Here is a 15423-nt window from a genome sequence, read left to right on the forward strand (position 1 = left end):
AATATTATGCAGAAAATTCGTCAAAAGTGTACATATTTAAACAATCACTTTTGTACATTCTTAGGTTAGCATTTATAGGGGCGAGTAATTTTGGAAAGGTATGCACATTTTCTTTATGGAATTGAATGGTACAAAAGGTTTCACTAGTTGTAAAAGGTTGAAGGTTGGAGAGTTTTACAAAGGTAGAGGTATCTGGGCAATAATAATGTATGCTAGGTTGGAATGGTTGATTGAAAGAGGTTGCAAAAAGCCATTGAAATGGTGAGAGTCGAACTGAGTAGGTTGACTGTCGTTTAAACCATTTTGCTCCTAAAATCCAAATAGGTACGATACCTTTGTTCCTATAAGAGTCTGATCTTTTCTTAAACAAAGGGTAATCAATTTGGGAGCACTGGTACTCGATTGCATACTGTTTGTCTTCTGTGGTCACTAAAAGGTCAGGGCGCTGCGAGATTTCATCTAAATATGGCTCTAACTGGACTTTATAGCCTTGTCCTTGAAACCAACGATAGAGCTTTCGTTTGCCTTCGAGATGGTACTCAGATTCTGGCTCAGTTTTAACACTGCATTCTGCTCCTCTTAGATGTGCGAAATGATGTGTTTTCTTCATTCCCGCTTTTAACTGAACCTTACTAAGACATGCCGGACAAAGAAAGCTTTCATTGCTACGAAGTTCAAGCAAATCAGAGCGCTTCCATTTTTCCACTAACGAAATATATTCACCATTTTCACGTAACGCAACAAACACTCACGTCATCTCCTTACTTCTAATTTACTGCTACTTAAAAATAGCATAGATACCCGTGCATGTACAATTATAAAATTTCAAATTTTTCACACAAAAAAGCCGATTCCAAAAAATGAAATCGACTATTACTTATAGCGAGAAGTATTTGACCATCTCAGTTAATGCATTCTCATTGATTATCTTTTTACCATACTCTTCAATTCTATGAACAGAAAGTGCTGACTCATTCCCATACTCCAAGACTATGCTGAGCATATTCTCGAGTTCGTCCTCTGTATAGAGTTCCTCATTAAATTCAATGAATAAATAGTACTTATTTTCATACGAGTACAAGGAATTGTTCAATCCATTTAGTTGAATCCGGTGTGCAAGAGAAATAACATCTTCAAAATCATTAAATCGAATTAGAAATTGGAAGTTTTCTTCCTCAAATTCCTCGACAAAATCATTTTCCTCATACTTAGAATGAAATTGCTGATCAAGTAAAGATTCAATCTTTTCGTCTACTGGAATCTTATCGTCACCAACAGGAAGTTCATATTTATTCCCATCTTTTGATAGCTGTGCGCGTGTTACAAGTACCTCTAACCCTTTTTCTAACGCCTGGACTTGGATCCATAGTGGACCATCAATCGTGAATTCTTCTTCTTGATGAATTTCATCCATCATTTCCCAGAAGAGCTCTTCGCTTCGTTCCCGGTTATACCATATTTCTTCACGTTCAAATCCGCGTTGCTCTATGTCATTATATGAAATGTAGAATTTTACAGTATGTTCGTTTATTCTTTCGATTTCCATTACAGAACCTCTCCCTTCTTGCTCAGATTTTGAAGGGACGTTATACCCCCGAGCCAGATGCTCTTTTATTCACTTTTCCCATTATGGCTGTAGAATAACCTATCTTAAAGAAAAAAGTCTATATCTTGTACTTTATTTTATGTTAAAAGATATGAGAATGGAAATAAAAAAGAGTAATTTGTAAAAAACAGTGATTTTGCCCGGTTTTCATTCAAATTTATTTTGAATGCGGTTAAGTTTTTCGGGATGTTACTGTTTTACGTACCATTATAATACGAAACACAAAAGAAAACGAGAAATATGTCCTAATAAATTTTAGAAAAGTACAAGGCGAGCAGTCTTTGGCGAGCAGCATTTGAATAGTGATGGCAGAAGGTGTTATTTATCTGCCGAAGCAACTGGCTTAGACCATAGAGCCGAATGGCGCCTGTAGCTAGAAAAAAATAAAAAAACTTCTACAGGAGTAGAAGTTTCTTGTTGTTAGTTTACTAAGCGTTGTGCTTCTTTTAATTGGAAGGTACGAACTTTTCTTGGTAAAAATCTGCGAATTTCGTCCTCATTGTATCCAACCTGAAGTCTCTTCTCATCGATGATAATTGGTCGGCGAAGAAGACCAGGGTTTTCTTGAATTAATTTATATAAATCTTGAAGAGGCATTGTCTCAAGATTTACATTTAATTTTTGGAATACTTTAGAACGAGTTGAGATGATCTCATCTGTTCCATCTTCCGTCATACGTAAAATTTCTTTAATCTCTTCGATTGAAAGAGAATCAGAAATAATGTTTCTTTCTTGATATGGAATTTGATTTTCCTCTAACCATGACTTCGCTTTACGGCATGAAGTACAGCTTGGAGAAGTATAAAGAGTAACCATTAACTTATCACTCCCTTAAAAAGTAGATTATTACTTAACAATCAGCATGATTGGTCATGGAGTTTATGCTAAATTAAAATTAATTTAATTAAGTAATTTCTTTAATTATTATACCTTAAATTTTCTGAGAAAGATAGACAATTTTAAAGAAAACTTTTGCTTAATTAACATGTTGATTCACAGTCGTTTCTCTAATAAAGGCAATTGGAAATACAGCCCCAATTGCTTAATAGTTTACACATCTCTTAAGATATCACGATTATCATTCTTATTGTTAAATGATAATACTTCATTAACATCTTGGTAGGAATCTCCATAAAATTCTTTATCTTTGTACGTGTGAATCTCATCGTACGTTTTTCTCATAGCTTTGTAAATAAGTTCTTCCGACTCGTTAGTTGGAGACCAGTATAGTATTTCCATTTGATTAGACTCATTTGTTGCTAACGATTTACGTTCATAACCAATTGAAGTTGCGTGTTCGAAACCTTCTCTCTTATAGAACTTTAACCTTTTTTCAGTATCTGAGTCTTCATAGTTCACGGGTTCGACCTCTAGAATAATGGGTTTTCCTTTTTTCTTTAATTTTTCAAGAAGTTTATGGCCAAGCCCTTGTCCACGCGATTCTTTTGAAACGAAGAGATAGTCGATAAAAATAAAATGATCAAGTTCAACATACATGAGGACATGATAGGGTCCTTCATCTTTATGATAAATATCTCCTTTTTCTTTCAAGAGGGTTTCCATATGCTCTTTTGACTTCATTTCTTCAATTGGAAAATATTGATTTAGTTTCTCATACCAGTTCATACATCTGCTCCTTGTACTTTGATAGGACTTTCTTAGTGTATGCAATGTTTTTGTTTTGTTTCTAAATTTAGATATTCCCTCTTTCTTTAAAACTAAACTTGGAATAGAATAGAAGTAAAGAAGCGTTTTCATTAAGGGGGATATTCATGGCAAGCTACATAATGGATTTAGGTCTAATTGCTATTTTAGTCATTGGTATTACTGCTTTGATGGGTGTTATCGCAAATGGCGTTGGGGAAAATGTTTTTGGAGGTAAATCCGGCTCTAATATAGTAACACGTGATCTAAATGTAAAAGCTGGTTGGAAAAACGTTGGTGGACGGAAAAAATAAATATGATAAGCTGGCACATTGAGTCGTGCCAGCTTTTTTATGGCGTATAATCTACACCTTTTGTGTAGCTATTCCCAGCGTTCCATAGTAGGAATTCATGAATACCTTGGTCTTGCAATCCTTTTATTTGGGCTTCAATTTCATCTTTTCCATAAACAGTATAATTACCTTTTCCAAGCCAGCTTGCTGTGAAATCTTGGAGCCAAGGTCTTGAAACAGGTCTATTTTTAATTTGATTTAGCTTATGATTTTCAACTTTTGCATATTCAGATACCAATCGATACGGCTCTAAGTCTGGGCGGGGAATTCCAAAATAAGACGTCCAATGACTCGGGTAAATCATGGATGAGATGACATCAACATGCTCAGATATTTTCGAAAAATTTTGACCAATACCTGGTGCTTCAGGTAATGTTGCGGTGTACCCAAAAATATCTACAGAAACCTTCACATTATATGGCTCTAATTTTTCTTTTGCATATGCCACAAAATCGGTAACAGCGGCGACTCTCTTTTGTACATTATCAAGCTCCACTTTTTCATATTCACCCATACTATAGGTTAAAGAACTATCTCGTCTTTCAAACCCTTCAGGAAAGCGAACATAATCAAATTGTATCTCTTGAAATCCAAGCTTGGCTGCTTCAATTGCGATTCCTACATTATGGTCCCAAACTTCTTTTAAAAATGGATTTACAAAAGCTTCTCCGCGCCCATTTTTCCATACTTTATCCCCATCTTTAAACGATAATTCTGGACGTTGCTGTGCTAATACAGAGTCCTTAAATACAACAACCCTTGCGATTGGGTAAATCTGCTTTTCTTCTAGTTTTTTAAGCATTGCTGTTGGGTCTTTGATATAATCCTTACTAATATTCTGATGTTTTGAGCCTTTTGGTGGTACGTAGGTTAAATATCCAAAGTCGTCTTTAACATCAATAACCATAGCATTAAGGTCCGTATTCTCGATTAATTGGACAAGTTGTGAAAAACGATCACCACCGGCAGAATGGGCTGTTACGTATACCCCTCTTATGGCATCAGGATATTCAAATTGAAAGCCAGAATTAAATTCAAAACGCGAAACTAACTCAGGTAATTCCTTTTTTGGCATAACCAATTTACTCGTTGGATGTGAGTCCATAGCAAAATTTTTATTTTCTGCAGAGCTTGTTTGAGTAACAAAGAAAGTACCGAATACAACGATAATCATTGCCCCAACTAAAGATATAATCTTTTTCATCAAAGCTTCCTCCTTCCTTCCAATCTTCTATAGTCATTTTAAATGAACTTTCCAGAAAATAATACAAATTTAGACAAAATTCTTAGTGAATAAGGTATTTATTCAATTGTATGAGCAGTTTTGTCTATATATTTTAGTGTTCTTATAAACCTTACTGATATTAGTGGTAAATCTGCTCAAACAAAAAAATGGCCCTCTTATTAGGCCATTTAACTGTAATGCGATTTATATTCTTGAAATTCTTTTTCCGAGCAAGAAACGAGATGCCCGGGGCGAATCTCACGTAATTTGACTTCTTCATTATCTGAGTATCCATGTTCTTTCGGATCATATATAATTCTTTTTCGATTGCGTTCATAGTTCGGATCTGGCAATGGAATTGCTGATAACAAAGATTTTGTGTAGGGATGAATAGGGTTTGAATAGAGATCGTTAGCATCGGCAAGTTCCACAATTTTTCCGAAGTACATAACACCAATTCTGTCACTGATATATTTTACCATTGACAAATCATGGGCAATAAATAAGTAAGTCAAGCCTTTCTCTTCTTGAAGTTTTTTCATTAAGTTTACAACTTGAGCTTGAATGGAAACATCTAATGCAGAAATCGGTTCATCAGCAATAATAAAATCTGGCTTTACCGCAAGGGCACGCGCAATACCAATCCGTTGGCGTTGTCCTCCAGAGAATTCATGTGGATATCGATTCGCATGCTCACGGTTTAGCCCTACTGTTTCAAGTAACGTATAAACCTGTTCCATACGTTCGGCATTATTTTTTGCGAGCCCATGAATATCGATTCCTTCTGCGATGATATCCGCTACGGTCATTCTTGGATTTAGTGAAGCATATGGATCTTGAAAAATCATTTGCATTTTTCGGTTAAACTTTTTCAATTCTTTACGCGACTTTCTTCCATGAACATTCTCTCCATTGAAAAGGACCTCTCCACCCGTGGCATTGTATAACCGTATAATGGTCCTTCCTGTGGTAGATTTACCACATCCAGACTCTCCAACCAGGCCAAGTGTTTCACCTTTGTAAATATCAAAGGTAATCCCATCAACAGCTTTCACCATATTTGGTTTATCAATATTAAAATATTGCTTTAAGTTTTTAATTTCTACCAATTTTTGTTTTTCAGCCATTTCATTCATCATCCTTTCCTAAGCTTATCGGATGAGAAATTTTTCATACGACGCTTGACTGCTTCAGGTGGTTCCACTTTAGGAGCATCAGGGTGTAGAAGCCAAGTCGCTGCATAATGTGTCTCAGAAATTTTAAACATTGGTGGTTCCTTTTCAAAGTCAATTTTCATTGCATAACGATTTCTTGGAGCAAATGCATCCCCTTTTGGAGGATTTGTAAGGTCAGGTGGTGAACCGGGAATTGCCATAAGCTCTGTTTTTTCATCACTATCTAAGCTTGGCATTGACGATAATAATCCCCAAGTATAAGGATGCTTAGGATTATAGAAAATTTCATCCACTGTACCAGTCTCAACGATTTTCCCAGCATACATTACCGCTACCCGATCGGCTACATTCGCAACCACACCTAAATCATGAGTGATAAAAATAATGGATGTTTCCATTTTTTTTTGGAGGTCCTTCATTAATTCTAAAATCTGCGCTTGTATCGTAACATCTAATGCTGTGGTAGGTTCGTCTGCAATCAATAATTTCGGATTTGAGGCTAACGCAATGGCAATCATCGCACGTTGCCTCATACCCCCACTAAATTCATGTGGATATTGATTGACTCTCTTCTCTGGGCTAGGGATTCCAACAAGACGAAGGAGTTCGATTGCACGGTCCTTTGCATTTCCCTTTGACATATTTTGATGTTTAATTAAAACCTCAATAATTTGCATACCAACCTTCATCGTTGGGTTAAGGGAGGTCATTGGGTCCTGAAAGATCATTCCGATATCCTTCCCACGAATCTTCTCCATTTCCTTGTTGGTTTTTGGAACAAGATCTTCACCATCAAAAAGAATTTGACCATTACTAATTTTTCCAGGTGGCATTGGAATAAGCTTCATGATTGTTTGTGAGGTTACACTTTTCCCTGACCCTGATTCGCCGACAATCGCAAGTGTTTCACCTTTATATAAATCAAAATTCACACCGCGAACCGCCTTTACTTCACCAGCATAGGTTTGAAAAGAGACTTCTAGGTCTTTTACTTCCAATAACTTTTCCATTTACTCACTCCCTTACTTGCGCAGCCTAGGGTCTAATGCGTCACGCATTCCATCTCCAATTACGTTAAAAGCAAAGATTGTGATACAGATTAAGGTAGCAGGGAAAAACAAGCGCCATGGATAATATTCAAATGCAGGTAGTCCCTCAGAGGCCATCGTTCCCCAGCTGGCAAGTGGAACTTGAACACCTAATCCAAGATAACTTAGAAAAGATTCAGTGAAAATGGCATTTGGGATTGTTAGCGTCATTGTTACCAAAATGGGGCCCATTGAATTAGGTATCAAATGTTTGAACATTATTCTTTTAACATCCGCTCCAAGCGTTTGTGCGGCAAGTACATATTCCTGATATTTTAATTGTAGAACTTGTCCCCTTACAATTCTTGCCATATTGATCCATCCAGTAATCGTCATTGCTAGTATCATTGTTCCTAACCCTTGTTCGAGAATAACCATAAGTAAAATAACTAAAAGCAAATATGGGACGCCGTATAGAATGTCAGCGACTCTCATCATGAATTCATCCACTTTACCGCCCATGTAACCTGATATGCCACCCCATAAAACACCAATCACAAGATCAATTATTGCAGCTGCTAGTCCTATAAATAAAGAGATTCTCGCACCTTCCCATGTCCTTGTGAACACATCTCTACCCAATTCATCTGTTCCAAACCAATGCACACTAGATGGTGCTTCATTCGCATGGGCAAGGTCTGTTGTCCGATAATCAAACTCAGTCATCATTGGCCCAAAAATCGCCATGAATAATAGTAGGACTAAGAGAACTATACCTACTATGGCCAATTTATTTTTTTTGAATCTAGAGGTGACATCCTTCCAAAACGATAAACTTGGTTTTGAAATTTTTTCAGCCTCATTCTCATTTAATGTTGCTGGTGCAAACATTTCCTTTGGAATATTCTGCATAAGTTACTCTCCTTTCTTCGCACCAGATAGCTTAATGCGAGGATCAATAAATCCGTACAAAATATCAACAAGGAGAACAGAAATTAAGAGTAAGATACTATAAAAAACAGTAACTCCCATAATCACGGTGTAGTCGCGATTGGTTATACTCGTTACAAATTCGTCCCCTAATCCAGGTATTCCAAAGATTTTTTCGATAACAAAACTACCAGTTAAGATACCAGCAGTTAATGGCCCCATATAAGATACAACAGGCAACATTGCATTACGTATCGTATGCTTCATGGTGATTGTACCTTTCTTTAATCCTTTTGCTCGAGCTGTCTTTATGTAATCGTTACTTAGTACCTCAAGCATACTTGAACGTGTTAATCTGGCTATAAAGGCCATTGGTGAGGATGATAATGCAATTGCAGGTAATATAGTATGCATAAATGATTCCCACCTCGCAACTGGAAACAGGTCTAGCTTAATGGCGAATATATATTGTAAAACCGTAGCTAAAATAAAGCTTGGAACGGATATACCAAAAACCGCAATTATCATCGCAGAATAGTCTTGCCATTTGTTATGATAAAGTGCAGCAATCACACCTAGTACAACACCGAAAGCAATCGCAATAAGAATAGCCTCGATCCCTAAAAAGAGAGAAATTGGAAATCCATTATTGATGATTTCATTAACGGTCATTGCTTTATATTTAAAGGATGGGCCAAAATCCCATCTTGCCACATCATATAAATAGTCAAAATACTGCTTATACAATGGCTGATCTAAGCCGTAATGGGCATTAAGAGCTGCTTCAATCTCTGGAGGGACATCCTTCTCTTTCGTAAATGGACCTCCCGGAGCTGCTTGCATTAAGAAAAATGTGGCGGTAACAATCAAGATAAGCGAAACGATCATATAGATTAATCTCTTAATTATATATTTTGCCACTTCGTACACCTCCCATTGCAATCACATATGGTTTTCAAAAAGTAAGGTATATAGGCCAACTATATACCTTACTCTTTTGTTCTTATTGGTGATTTCCTAGTTTGCGATTACTCAAAATACGCCCATTTGTATTGAACATCTCCTAATGGAGAAATAACGACTCCTTTTAGGTTGTCATTTTGAACCCAGTTGTTTGTATAAAAGTATACTGGTGCAATTGGCATTTCATCGATTACCAATTGTTCAGCATCTTTTAATAGCCCAAGTCGCTTTTCTTTATCGGTTTCTTTTGCAGCTTGTGCTAAAAGATTATTAAATGTTTCATTTGTCCAGCCGGTATCATTATTTCCTTTTGGGACTGTAAAGATTTCAAGGAAGTTCACAGGATCGTTGAAATCAGCTAACCAACCAGCACGACCAATTTGGAAATTTCCTTGATCAATATTATCAAGATACACGTTCCATTCAGCATTATTAAGAGTAACTTCAATCCCCAAAGCCTTTCTCCACATATCTTGAATCGCTTGGGCAACCTTTTGATGGCCTTCTGAGGTATTATAGGATAAAGCAATCTCTGGAAGTTCAGAAACGTCTGATAACCCAAGTTCATCTAAAGCTTTTTGTAAATGTTCCTTTGCAGCATCCACATCATTATCTTTAAAATAGCCCTTCTCATTTTCCTTTAATATTGCAGACGGAACGAGGGCCATTGCTGGAATTTGTCCACCCTGCGTGACATTTTCAACTATTGCTTTTCGATTGATTGAATAACTAAGAGCTTTTCGAAGATTTTCATTTTGAAACGGCTCTTTATTAATATTAAATTTAAACCAATACGTACCCGCAATCGGGCTCTTTTGTAAAGTGCCTTCTTTATCTAAAGTTGGAATTACATCTGTAGGTAATGATGATGTAGGTGCACCAGCCCAATCAAGCTCACCCTTTTTGAAGCTTTGGTATTCAGTATTCGGATCGTTAATCATATCCATTGTGATTTTTTCGAGCTTCACTGAATCTGCATCCCAATAATCTTTGTTCTTTTCAAGAGTGATAGTCGATGATTTATCCGTTATGACAAAAGGTCCATTTGAGACATAGGATTCATCCACTCGATTTGCCCAATCTTGATTATCCTTCGCAATTTTACTATTAACAGGGTAATACGTATAAAAAGCTGTTAATTCTAAGAAATAAGCTGTCGGGTTCGTTAGTTTTACTTCAAGAGTTTTATCATCAATCGCTTTTATGCCCACATTCTCCATTTTCTCAATTGAGATATCTGGTGTATCGTACGCCTCCTTTGCGCCTTCAATATAATTGTATATTTGTGACGCATAGTCTGATTGATTTGCAGGGACCAATACCCACTTCCAAGCATATTCAAAATCGTGAGCGGTAACAGGATCACCATTCGACCATTTGGCATCCCGGATTGTGAAAGTATAGGTTTTTCCATCATCTGACACATTAATCTTTTCCGCCATTGCTTCTTCGGCTTCTCCATTTTTATTGATGCGAGTTAAACCTTCAAAAGCATGATTGAGAACTACCCCCGAAGTGGAGTCAGTTGCCAGACCTGGGTGTAAAGTAGGTGGTTCAGAACTTATATTGATTCGTAGTTCTTGCTTTGGCCCTTCCCCCTCTGCTCCTCCTCCTTTTTCATTTCCATTATCAAATGTGCCACAGGCTGATAAAATAAGAATACTCGCAAAAAGTATGCTTAATAGCCACGATATTTTTTTCAAATAGATGACCTCCCAATATGTAATTTCCTTTTTTTGTTTCAAAAGATATACGCTACTTATGTTGTTTCAAAACGTACTATCTTATGCGCAAATGGGCCTTAAGTTTTTAGCTAGAATACTTGCATTTCATGAAGAAAAGATTATAATAAAAATAATATTAATATCGGGCTATGAAGAAGAGTAGTACATATGTGGACATTAATTAAGAGGTCATTACCTCTTTCAGAGAGTCTGTGGTTGGTGTGAACAGATATTGGAGCATATGGAATGGACTTTGAGCATCTTTGCTGAAAATTGAAGTAGGCTAAGACGCATTCCTTACGTTACAAGGAAACGAGAGATTTTACCTATATGGGTAAAATAACTAGGGTGGCAACGCGGAAACCATTCGTCCCTAACATTAATTTGTTAGGGACGGATGTTTTTTTATTTTGCCCAACTCTACTCTAAGCTTTATACCAGTCATTTAAAGGAGAGAAACAACATGCAAACTATTTTTTCAGGTATTCAACCGAGCGGTTCTGTAACATTAGGTAACTACATTGGGGCAATGAAACAATTTATTGAATTGCAAAATGAATACAATTGCTTCTATTGTATTGTTGACCAACATGCAATTACTGTTCCACAGGATGCTCAAGAATTACGTAAGAACATTAAGAGCTTAGCAGCACTTTATATCGCAATTGGACTTGATCCAGAAAAAGCTACTTTATTTATTCAGTCAGAGGTTCCAGCACATGCTCAAGCTGGTTGGATGTTACAATGTGTTTCCTATATAGGTGAACTCGAAAGAATGACTCAATTTAAAGATAAGTCCCAAGGAAAAGAAGCTGTTGTGGCTGGTTTATTAACATATCCACCGTTAATGGCTGGAGACATTCTTCTTTATAATACAGACCTCGTTCCAGTAGGTGAAGACCAAAAGCAACATATTGAACTCACAAGAGACCTTGCGGAAAGATTCAACAAAAAATATCGTGAAATCTTTACAATACCTGAACCAAGAATTCCAAAAGAAGGCGCAAGAATTATGTCCTTACAGGATCCTACAAAGAAAATGAGTAAATCTGATCCAAATCCAAAAGCATATATTGCTTTACTTGATGACCCAAAACAAATTGAAAAGAAAATCAAGAGTGCAGTAACAGATTCAGAGGGTATTGTAAAATTTGATAAGGAAAATAAACCCGGTATTTCTAATTTGCTTACCATCTATTCAAATTTCAGCAATAAAACCATTGAGGAAATCGAAGCATTATATGAAGGAAAAGGTTATGGGGATTTCAAAGCAGACCTTGCGGAAGTCGTATTAAGCGAGATTCGCCCAATACAAGAAAGATACCACGAAATTTTTAACTCACCAAAATTGGACGAAATCCTTGATGCTGGTGCTGAAAAGGCCAATAGAGTTGCGAGTAAAACCGTAAAAAAAATGGAAAATGCCATGGGACTTGGTAGAAAGAGAAAATAATTCAGCAGAATTTCAAGTCTTAGCTAACGACCATAAAGTTGATGTAATGTCCATAAATCTAGATTATCGGCTATAAACTTTTTTTTACGGCCATTAAATTTATTTATCGGCCATAACTTCAAACTTGATGATATCTGAATCAAAAAGAAAAAAGGATTTGTTTTAAAAACAAATCCTTTTTCTTTTACACTTTTGATTCATGTTCTATTTCCCAAAGTTTTTCAAAAAATGGTTGACCTTTAATCAAATTTTCACATAGTTGTACATGTTTGCTTGTCCAACCGTTTCTCGTTTCTTCATAGAGGTTTTGCCAAACTTCTTCAAATTGCATTTCTTGAATTTCGTGGTATTTCGAAGGATTCCACTCCGTATACCAATACCTTATCTCTGCCACATTTTTCGTTGATGCTAATTGATCTAACGCCATAAATAATAGCTGCTTTAACTGTCTTTCCTTTCGGGTCAAGCCTGCCATTTCAATTGGCGATGGAGATAAAATGTGATGTTCCTTATCCTTTATGATATCCTTATTATCAAAGGTATAAGGAATCGCTTCATGGCCATTCACCATCTCATAAACGAGTTGTTCTTGTCGAGGAATTAATCGACTTTTTCGAATTGGGATATTATAACCTATTGTGTCTACTGCAATAATCCCTTGACCATCTGTTACAACGAAGCAATAATCTTGCTGAATTCGTTCATGATTTTTACGAACATACGCTTTTTGGTAAACATCCATGAGTAGTTGTTGTGGTAGTTCCATTAAATCATTCTCAATGTAGTTAAACAAAGGAGACTCAATTTTTAGCAAAGGTACCTGGTCTAACAGTTCAACACTATCATCCTTGCGCCATTCATGGAAGTGGCAAACGTTGTAACCATTTTCTTCACCTTCAAACCAATTTACCCAAATATCATGAAGAAACAACATTTTTTACCCCTCACTTCAAAGCTGTTTGTCAACAGTATAGGCAGAAGGAGAAAGTTTTATTCCAAAATATTCATGTATTGTTAGAAAATACATATAAAATTAATCCTTTTCTGTGGATTCAAAAGGAAAATAAATACTTATCCAAACCATTACTAAACCGACTACGATTAAGTAACACTCGATTCTTTTACTAATAAATTGTAGAAATTCAATAAAAGTGTATCCTGTCGTAGTTAAATTCAAATATGCAATAGTAGTAATTCCACCGCAAACAGCCAGTCCAAACCCAACTAAAAATATAAATGCTCTACCCATCTGAATACCTTGCAATAGCTAATTTCAAACCAATCACCTGCTCGCCCCATACTCATATTACCAATCTATGGTACAAGCTCACAAAACATGACAATAACACTTATGCATAGTTTTATTTCAAAAAGAAAAAGCCAAGATGGCATCTTGGCTTTTTACTCATTAATTTTTGGATCAAGGGCATCACGTAAGCCGTCACCCACAAAGTTAAAACATAATACAGTAATTAAAATCATTAAGCCTGGAGCAGTTGGTACCCACCACTGATTAAGCATGATTGTAATACTTTGTGCACCTTGAAGCATATTCCCCCAACTTGGTGTTGGTGGCATAATACCTAATCCAAGGTAACTAAGAGCAGACTCAGCTAAAATTACTCCACCAACATTTAATGTTGCCGCAACAATGATTGGACCCATTGCGTTAGGTAGAATTTCCCTGAAGATTATCGTAAAACTCCTAGTTCCAATAGTTTTTGATGCTAAAACAAATTCACGGCCACGTAATGATAAAAACTCACCTCGTACCAATCTGGCAGTGGTTGTCCACCCTGTAAGTGCAAAAATGAGAATTAACTTGTCCACACCTGGGTTAAAAATTGTTACAAGTGTAATTAACAAGAAGATTTGTGGAATGGAAAGCATGATATCTACAAATCTCATGATCATTGCATCCACAATACCACCAAAATATCCTGCAATTGCACCTAGTGCTGTTCCAATCGTAATTGCACCAGCAACAGAAGCAAAGCCAACTAGTAATGAGATTCTTCCACCATACAATAATCGGGTTAAGAGATCTCGTCCAAATGTATCTGTACCTAGGAGATGTTCCTTACTAGGGTCTACTAGTCTTTTTAACAAATCCTGTTTATCTGGATCATGTGGTGTTAATAAAGGTGCAAATATTGATGATAAGATAATAAGAATTAAAAGCACTGCACCTATAACTGCAAGTTTATTTTTAAAGAACTTACGAATCATTATCTTCGTTAAAGTGTCAGCTTTTGAATTTAAACCTTGGAGTTCTATTTCGTTTCCTGATGCTAAATTAGGTTGTGCCATCCTTCTTCCCCCCTTCTAGTATTCAATTCTCGGATCAAAGATAGCGTATAAGATATCGGCTATAAGATTTCCTACTACTACTAATACGGAGGAAATTACAGTTATTGCCATAACAATTGGATAGTCACGTTGGAAAGCTGAATCAACAAATAATTTACCAAGACCTGGCCAACCAAATACAGATTCAACAATAACAGAACCACCGATGAAACTTGGTATCATAATACCAAAAATCGTTATTACCGGAATTAGACCATTTCGTAATCCATGTTTTGCAATAACTTTTCTTTCTTTAAAGCCTTTTGCTCTTGCAGTTCTCATATAGTCTTGGTTGACAACCTCAATCATACTTGAACGAGTATAGCGTGTTAAACTCGCCATATCTGCAGTAGCCAATACAAACGCTGGTAAGATTAAATGGTGAAAACGATCCCAAATGCTAAACGGAGCATTTAGAGTTTGAGTACCAGAAGCAGGGAACCACCCTAGATGAACAGAGAAAACCATAATTAAAATTAATCCGAACCAGAAATTTGGTATAGCAAGTCCTAAAAATGAGGATACAGTAACCGTATAGTCGATTTTAGAATATGGACGTACTGCAGAAATTACCCCAAACGGGACTGCAATAACAATTGCTAAAATCGTAGATACTCCCATCAACAGGAGGGTGTTCGGCAATCGATTCCAAATCAATTCGGAAACGTCTCTTCCCTTATTAATAACAGAATCTCCAAAGTCACCTTGAAGCATATTTCCTAACCACTTAAAATACTGGACATGGATTGGGTCATTAAATCCGTATTTCTCCATAACCAATGCTCTATCTGCTGCACTAATATTAGGATCCATCATTAGTGCAGTTGGGTCACCAGGTGCCATATGCATAATTGCAAATGAAATGATGGTAATTCCTAATAATAGGGGAATAGCCATTAATGTTCGTCGGATGATATAAGATACCATAGCTATTTCTCCTTCATAATTTAATAAATTCTCTATGTTTTATCTA

16 protein-coding genes and 1 other annotated feature are annotated in these 15423 nt (G+C 36.4%); of the genes, 2 read left to right on the forward strand and 14 right to left on the reverse strand.

What is annotated here, in order from left to right; genetic code table 11:
- Positions 1-4 precede the first annotated feature (4 nt).
- From ACR65M_RS11380 to ACR65M_RS11395, 4 genes are all read right to left on the reverse strand, one after another.
- Positions 5-748, reverse strand: a complete 744-nt coding sequence (locus tag ACR65M_RS11380; protein WP_440273357.1) for a competence protein CoiA — start codon at positions 746-748, stop codon at positions 5-7.
- 129 nt (positions 749-877) lie between these two features.
- A complete protein-coding gene (gene mecA, locus ACR65M_RS11385) occupies positions 878-1546 on the reverse strand; it encodes an adaptor protein MecA (RefSeq protein WP_121445388.1) in 669 nt (222 codons plus the stop codon).
- 480 nt (positions 1547-2026) lie between these two features.
- A complete protein-coding gene (spxA, locus tag ACR65M_RS11390; RefSeq protein WP_099354197.1) occupies positions 2027-2422 on the reverse strand; it encodes a transcriptional regulator SpxA in 396 nt (131 codons plus the stop codon).
- A 234-nt stretch (positions 2423-2656) separates the two neighbouring features.
- Positions 2657-3232 (reverse strand): GNAT family N-acetyltransferase, encoded by a 576-nt coding sequence (locus ACR65M_RS11395; protein ID WP_341332330.1) that lies wholly within the window; start codon positions 3230-3232, stop codon positions 2657-2659.
- 146 nt (positions 3233-3378) lie between these two features.
- Here ACR65M_RS11395 and ACR65M_RS11400 point away from each other — a divergent pair, with 146 nt between their 5' ends.
- The gene (locus ACR65M_RS11400) at positions 3379-3564 is read left to right on the forward strand and encodes a hypothetical protein (protein WP_341332331.1); all 186 of its coding nucleotides are present in this window, start codon (positions 3379-3381) and stop codon (positions 3562-3564) included.
- 37 nt (positions 3565-3601) lie between these two features.
- Here the strand turns inward: ACR65M_RS11400 and ACR65M_RS11405 are convergent, their stop codons facing one another.
- The 6 genes from ACR65M_RS11405 to ACR65M_RS11430 form a co-directional block, all read right to left on the reverse strand.
- Positions 3602-4807 (reverse strand): putative glycoside hydrolase, encoded by a 1206-nt coding sequence (locus ACR65M_RS11405; RefSeq protein WP_341332332.1) that lies wholly within the window; start codon positions 4805-4807, stop codon positions 3602-3604.
- A 209-nt stretch (positions 4808-5016) separates the two neighbouring features.
- Positions 5017-5955, reverse strand: coding sequence for an ABC transporter ATP-binding protein (locus ACR65M_RS11410; RefSeq protein WP_341332333.1), 939 nt, complete (start codon positions 5953-5955; stop codon positions 5017-5019).
- Positions 5956-5963: 8 nt separating this feature from the next.
- Positions 5964-7013 (reverse strand): ABC transporter ATP-binding protein, encoded by a 1050-nt coding sequence (locus ACR65M_RS11415; RefSeq protein ID WP_341332334.1) that lies wholly within the window; start codon positions 7011-7013, stop codon positions 5964-5966.
- 12 nt (positions 7014-7025) lie between these two features.
- Positions 7026-7943 carry an ABC transporter permease gene (locus tag ACR65M_RS11420; RefSeq protein ID WP_341332335.1) on the reverse strand — a complete coding sequence of 306 codons (918 nt, stop codon included), beginning with the start codon at positions 7941-7943 and terminating at the stop codon, positions 7026-7028.
- 3 nt (positions 7944-7946) lie between these two features.
- Positions 7947-8882, reverse strand: a complete 936-nt coding sequence (locus ACR65M_RS11425; protein WP_121445395.1) for an ABC transporter permease subunit — start codon at positions 8880-8882, stop codon at positions 7947-7949.
- Positions 8883-8989: 107 nt separating this feature from the next.
- Positions 8990-10627 carry a peptide ABC transporter substrate-binding protein gene (locus ACR65M_RS11430; protein ID WP_341332336.1) on the reverse strand — a complete coding sequence of 546 codons (1638 nt, stop codon included), beginning with the start codon at positions 10625-10627 and terminating at the stop codon, positions 8990-8992.
- Between the two features lie 161 nt (positions 10628-10788).
- Positions 10789-11026, forward strand: a binding site (T-box leader).
- 85 nt (positions 11027-11111) lie between these two features.
- Between ACR65M_RS11430 and trpS the strand changes: the two genes are divergently transcribed.
- Positions 11112-12101, forward strand: coding sequence for a tryptophan--tRNA ligase (gene trpS, locus ACR65M_RS11435; RefSeq protein ID WP_341332337.1), 990 nt, complete (start codon positions 11112-11114; stop codon positions 12099-12101).
- Positions 12102-12285: 184 nt separating this feature from the next.
- Here trpS and ACR65M_RS11440 read toward each other — a convergent pair whose 3' ends face one another.
- The 4 genes from ACR65M_RS11440 to ACR65M_RS11455 all read right to left on the reverse strand — a co-directional run bounded on the left by ACR65M_RS11440 (position 12286) and on the right by ACR65M_RS11455 (position 15377).
- A complete protein-coding gene (locus ACR65M_RS11440; RefSeq protein ID WP_341332338.1) occupies positions 12286-13035 on the reverse strand; it encodes a YjbA family protein in 750 nt (249 codons plus the stop codon).
- Between the two features lie 99 nt (positions 13036-13134).
- The gene (locus ACR65M_RS11445) at positions 13135-13365 is read right to left on the reverse strand and encodes a YuzI family membrane protein (protein ID WP_440273358.1); all 231 of its coding nucleotides are present in this window, start codon (positions 13363-13365) and stop codon (positions 13135-13137) included.
- 137 nt (positions 13366-13502) lie between these two features.
- The gene (opp4C, locus tag ACR65M_RS11450) at positions 13503-14411 is read right to left on the reverse strand and encodes an oligopeptide ABC transporter permease (RefSeq protein ID WP_121445400.1); all 909 of its coding nucleotides are present in this window, start codon (positions 14409-14411) and stop codon (positions 13503-13505) included.
- Positions 14412-14426: 15 nt separating this feature from the next.
- Positions 14427-15377, reverse strand: coding sequence for an ABC transporter permease (locus ACR65M_RS11455; protein ID WP_341332339.1), 951 nt, complete (start codon positions 15375-15377; stop codon positions 14427-14429).
- Positions 15378-15423 lie beyond the last annotated feature (46 nt).

Source organism: Ferdinandcohnia sp. SAFN-114 (assembly GCF_059415045.1).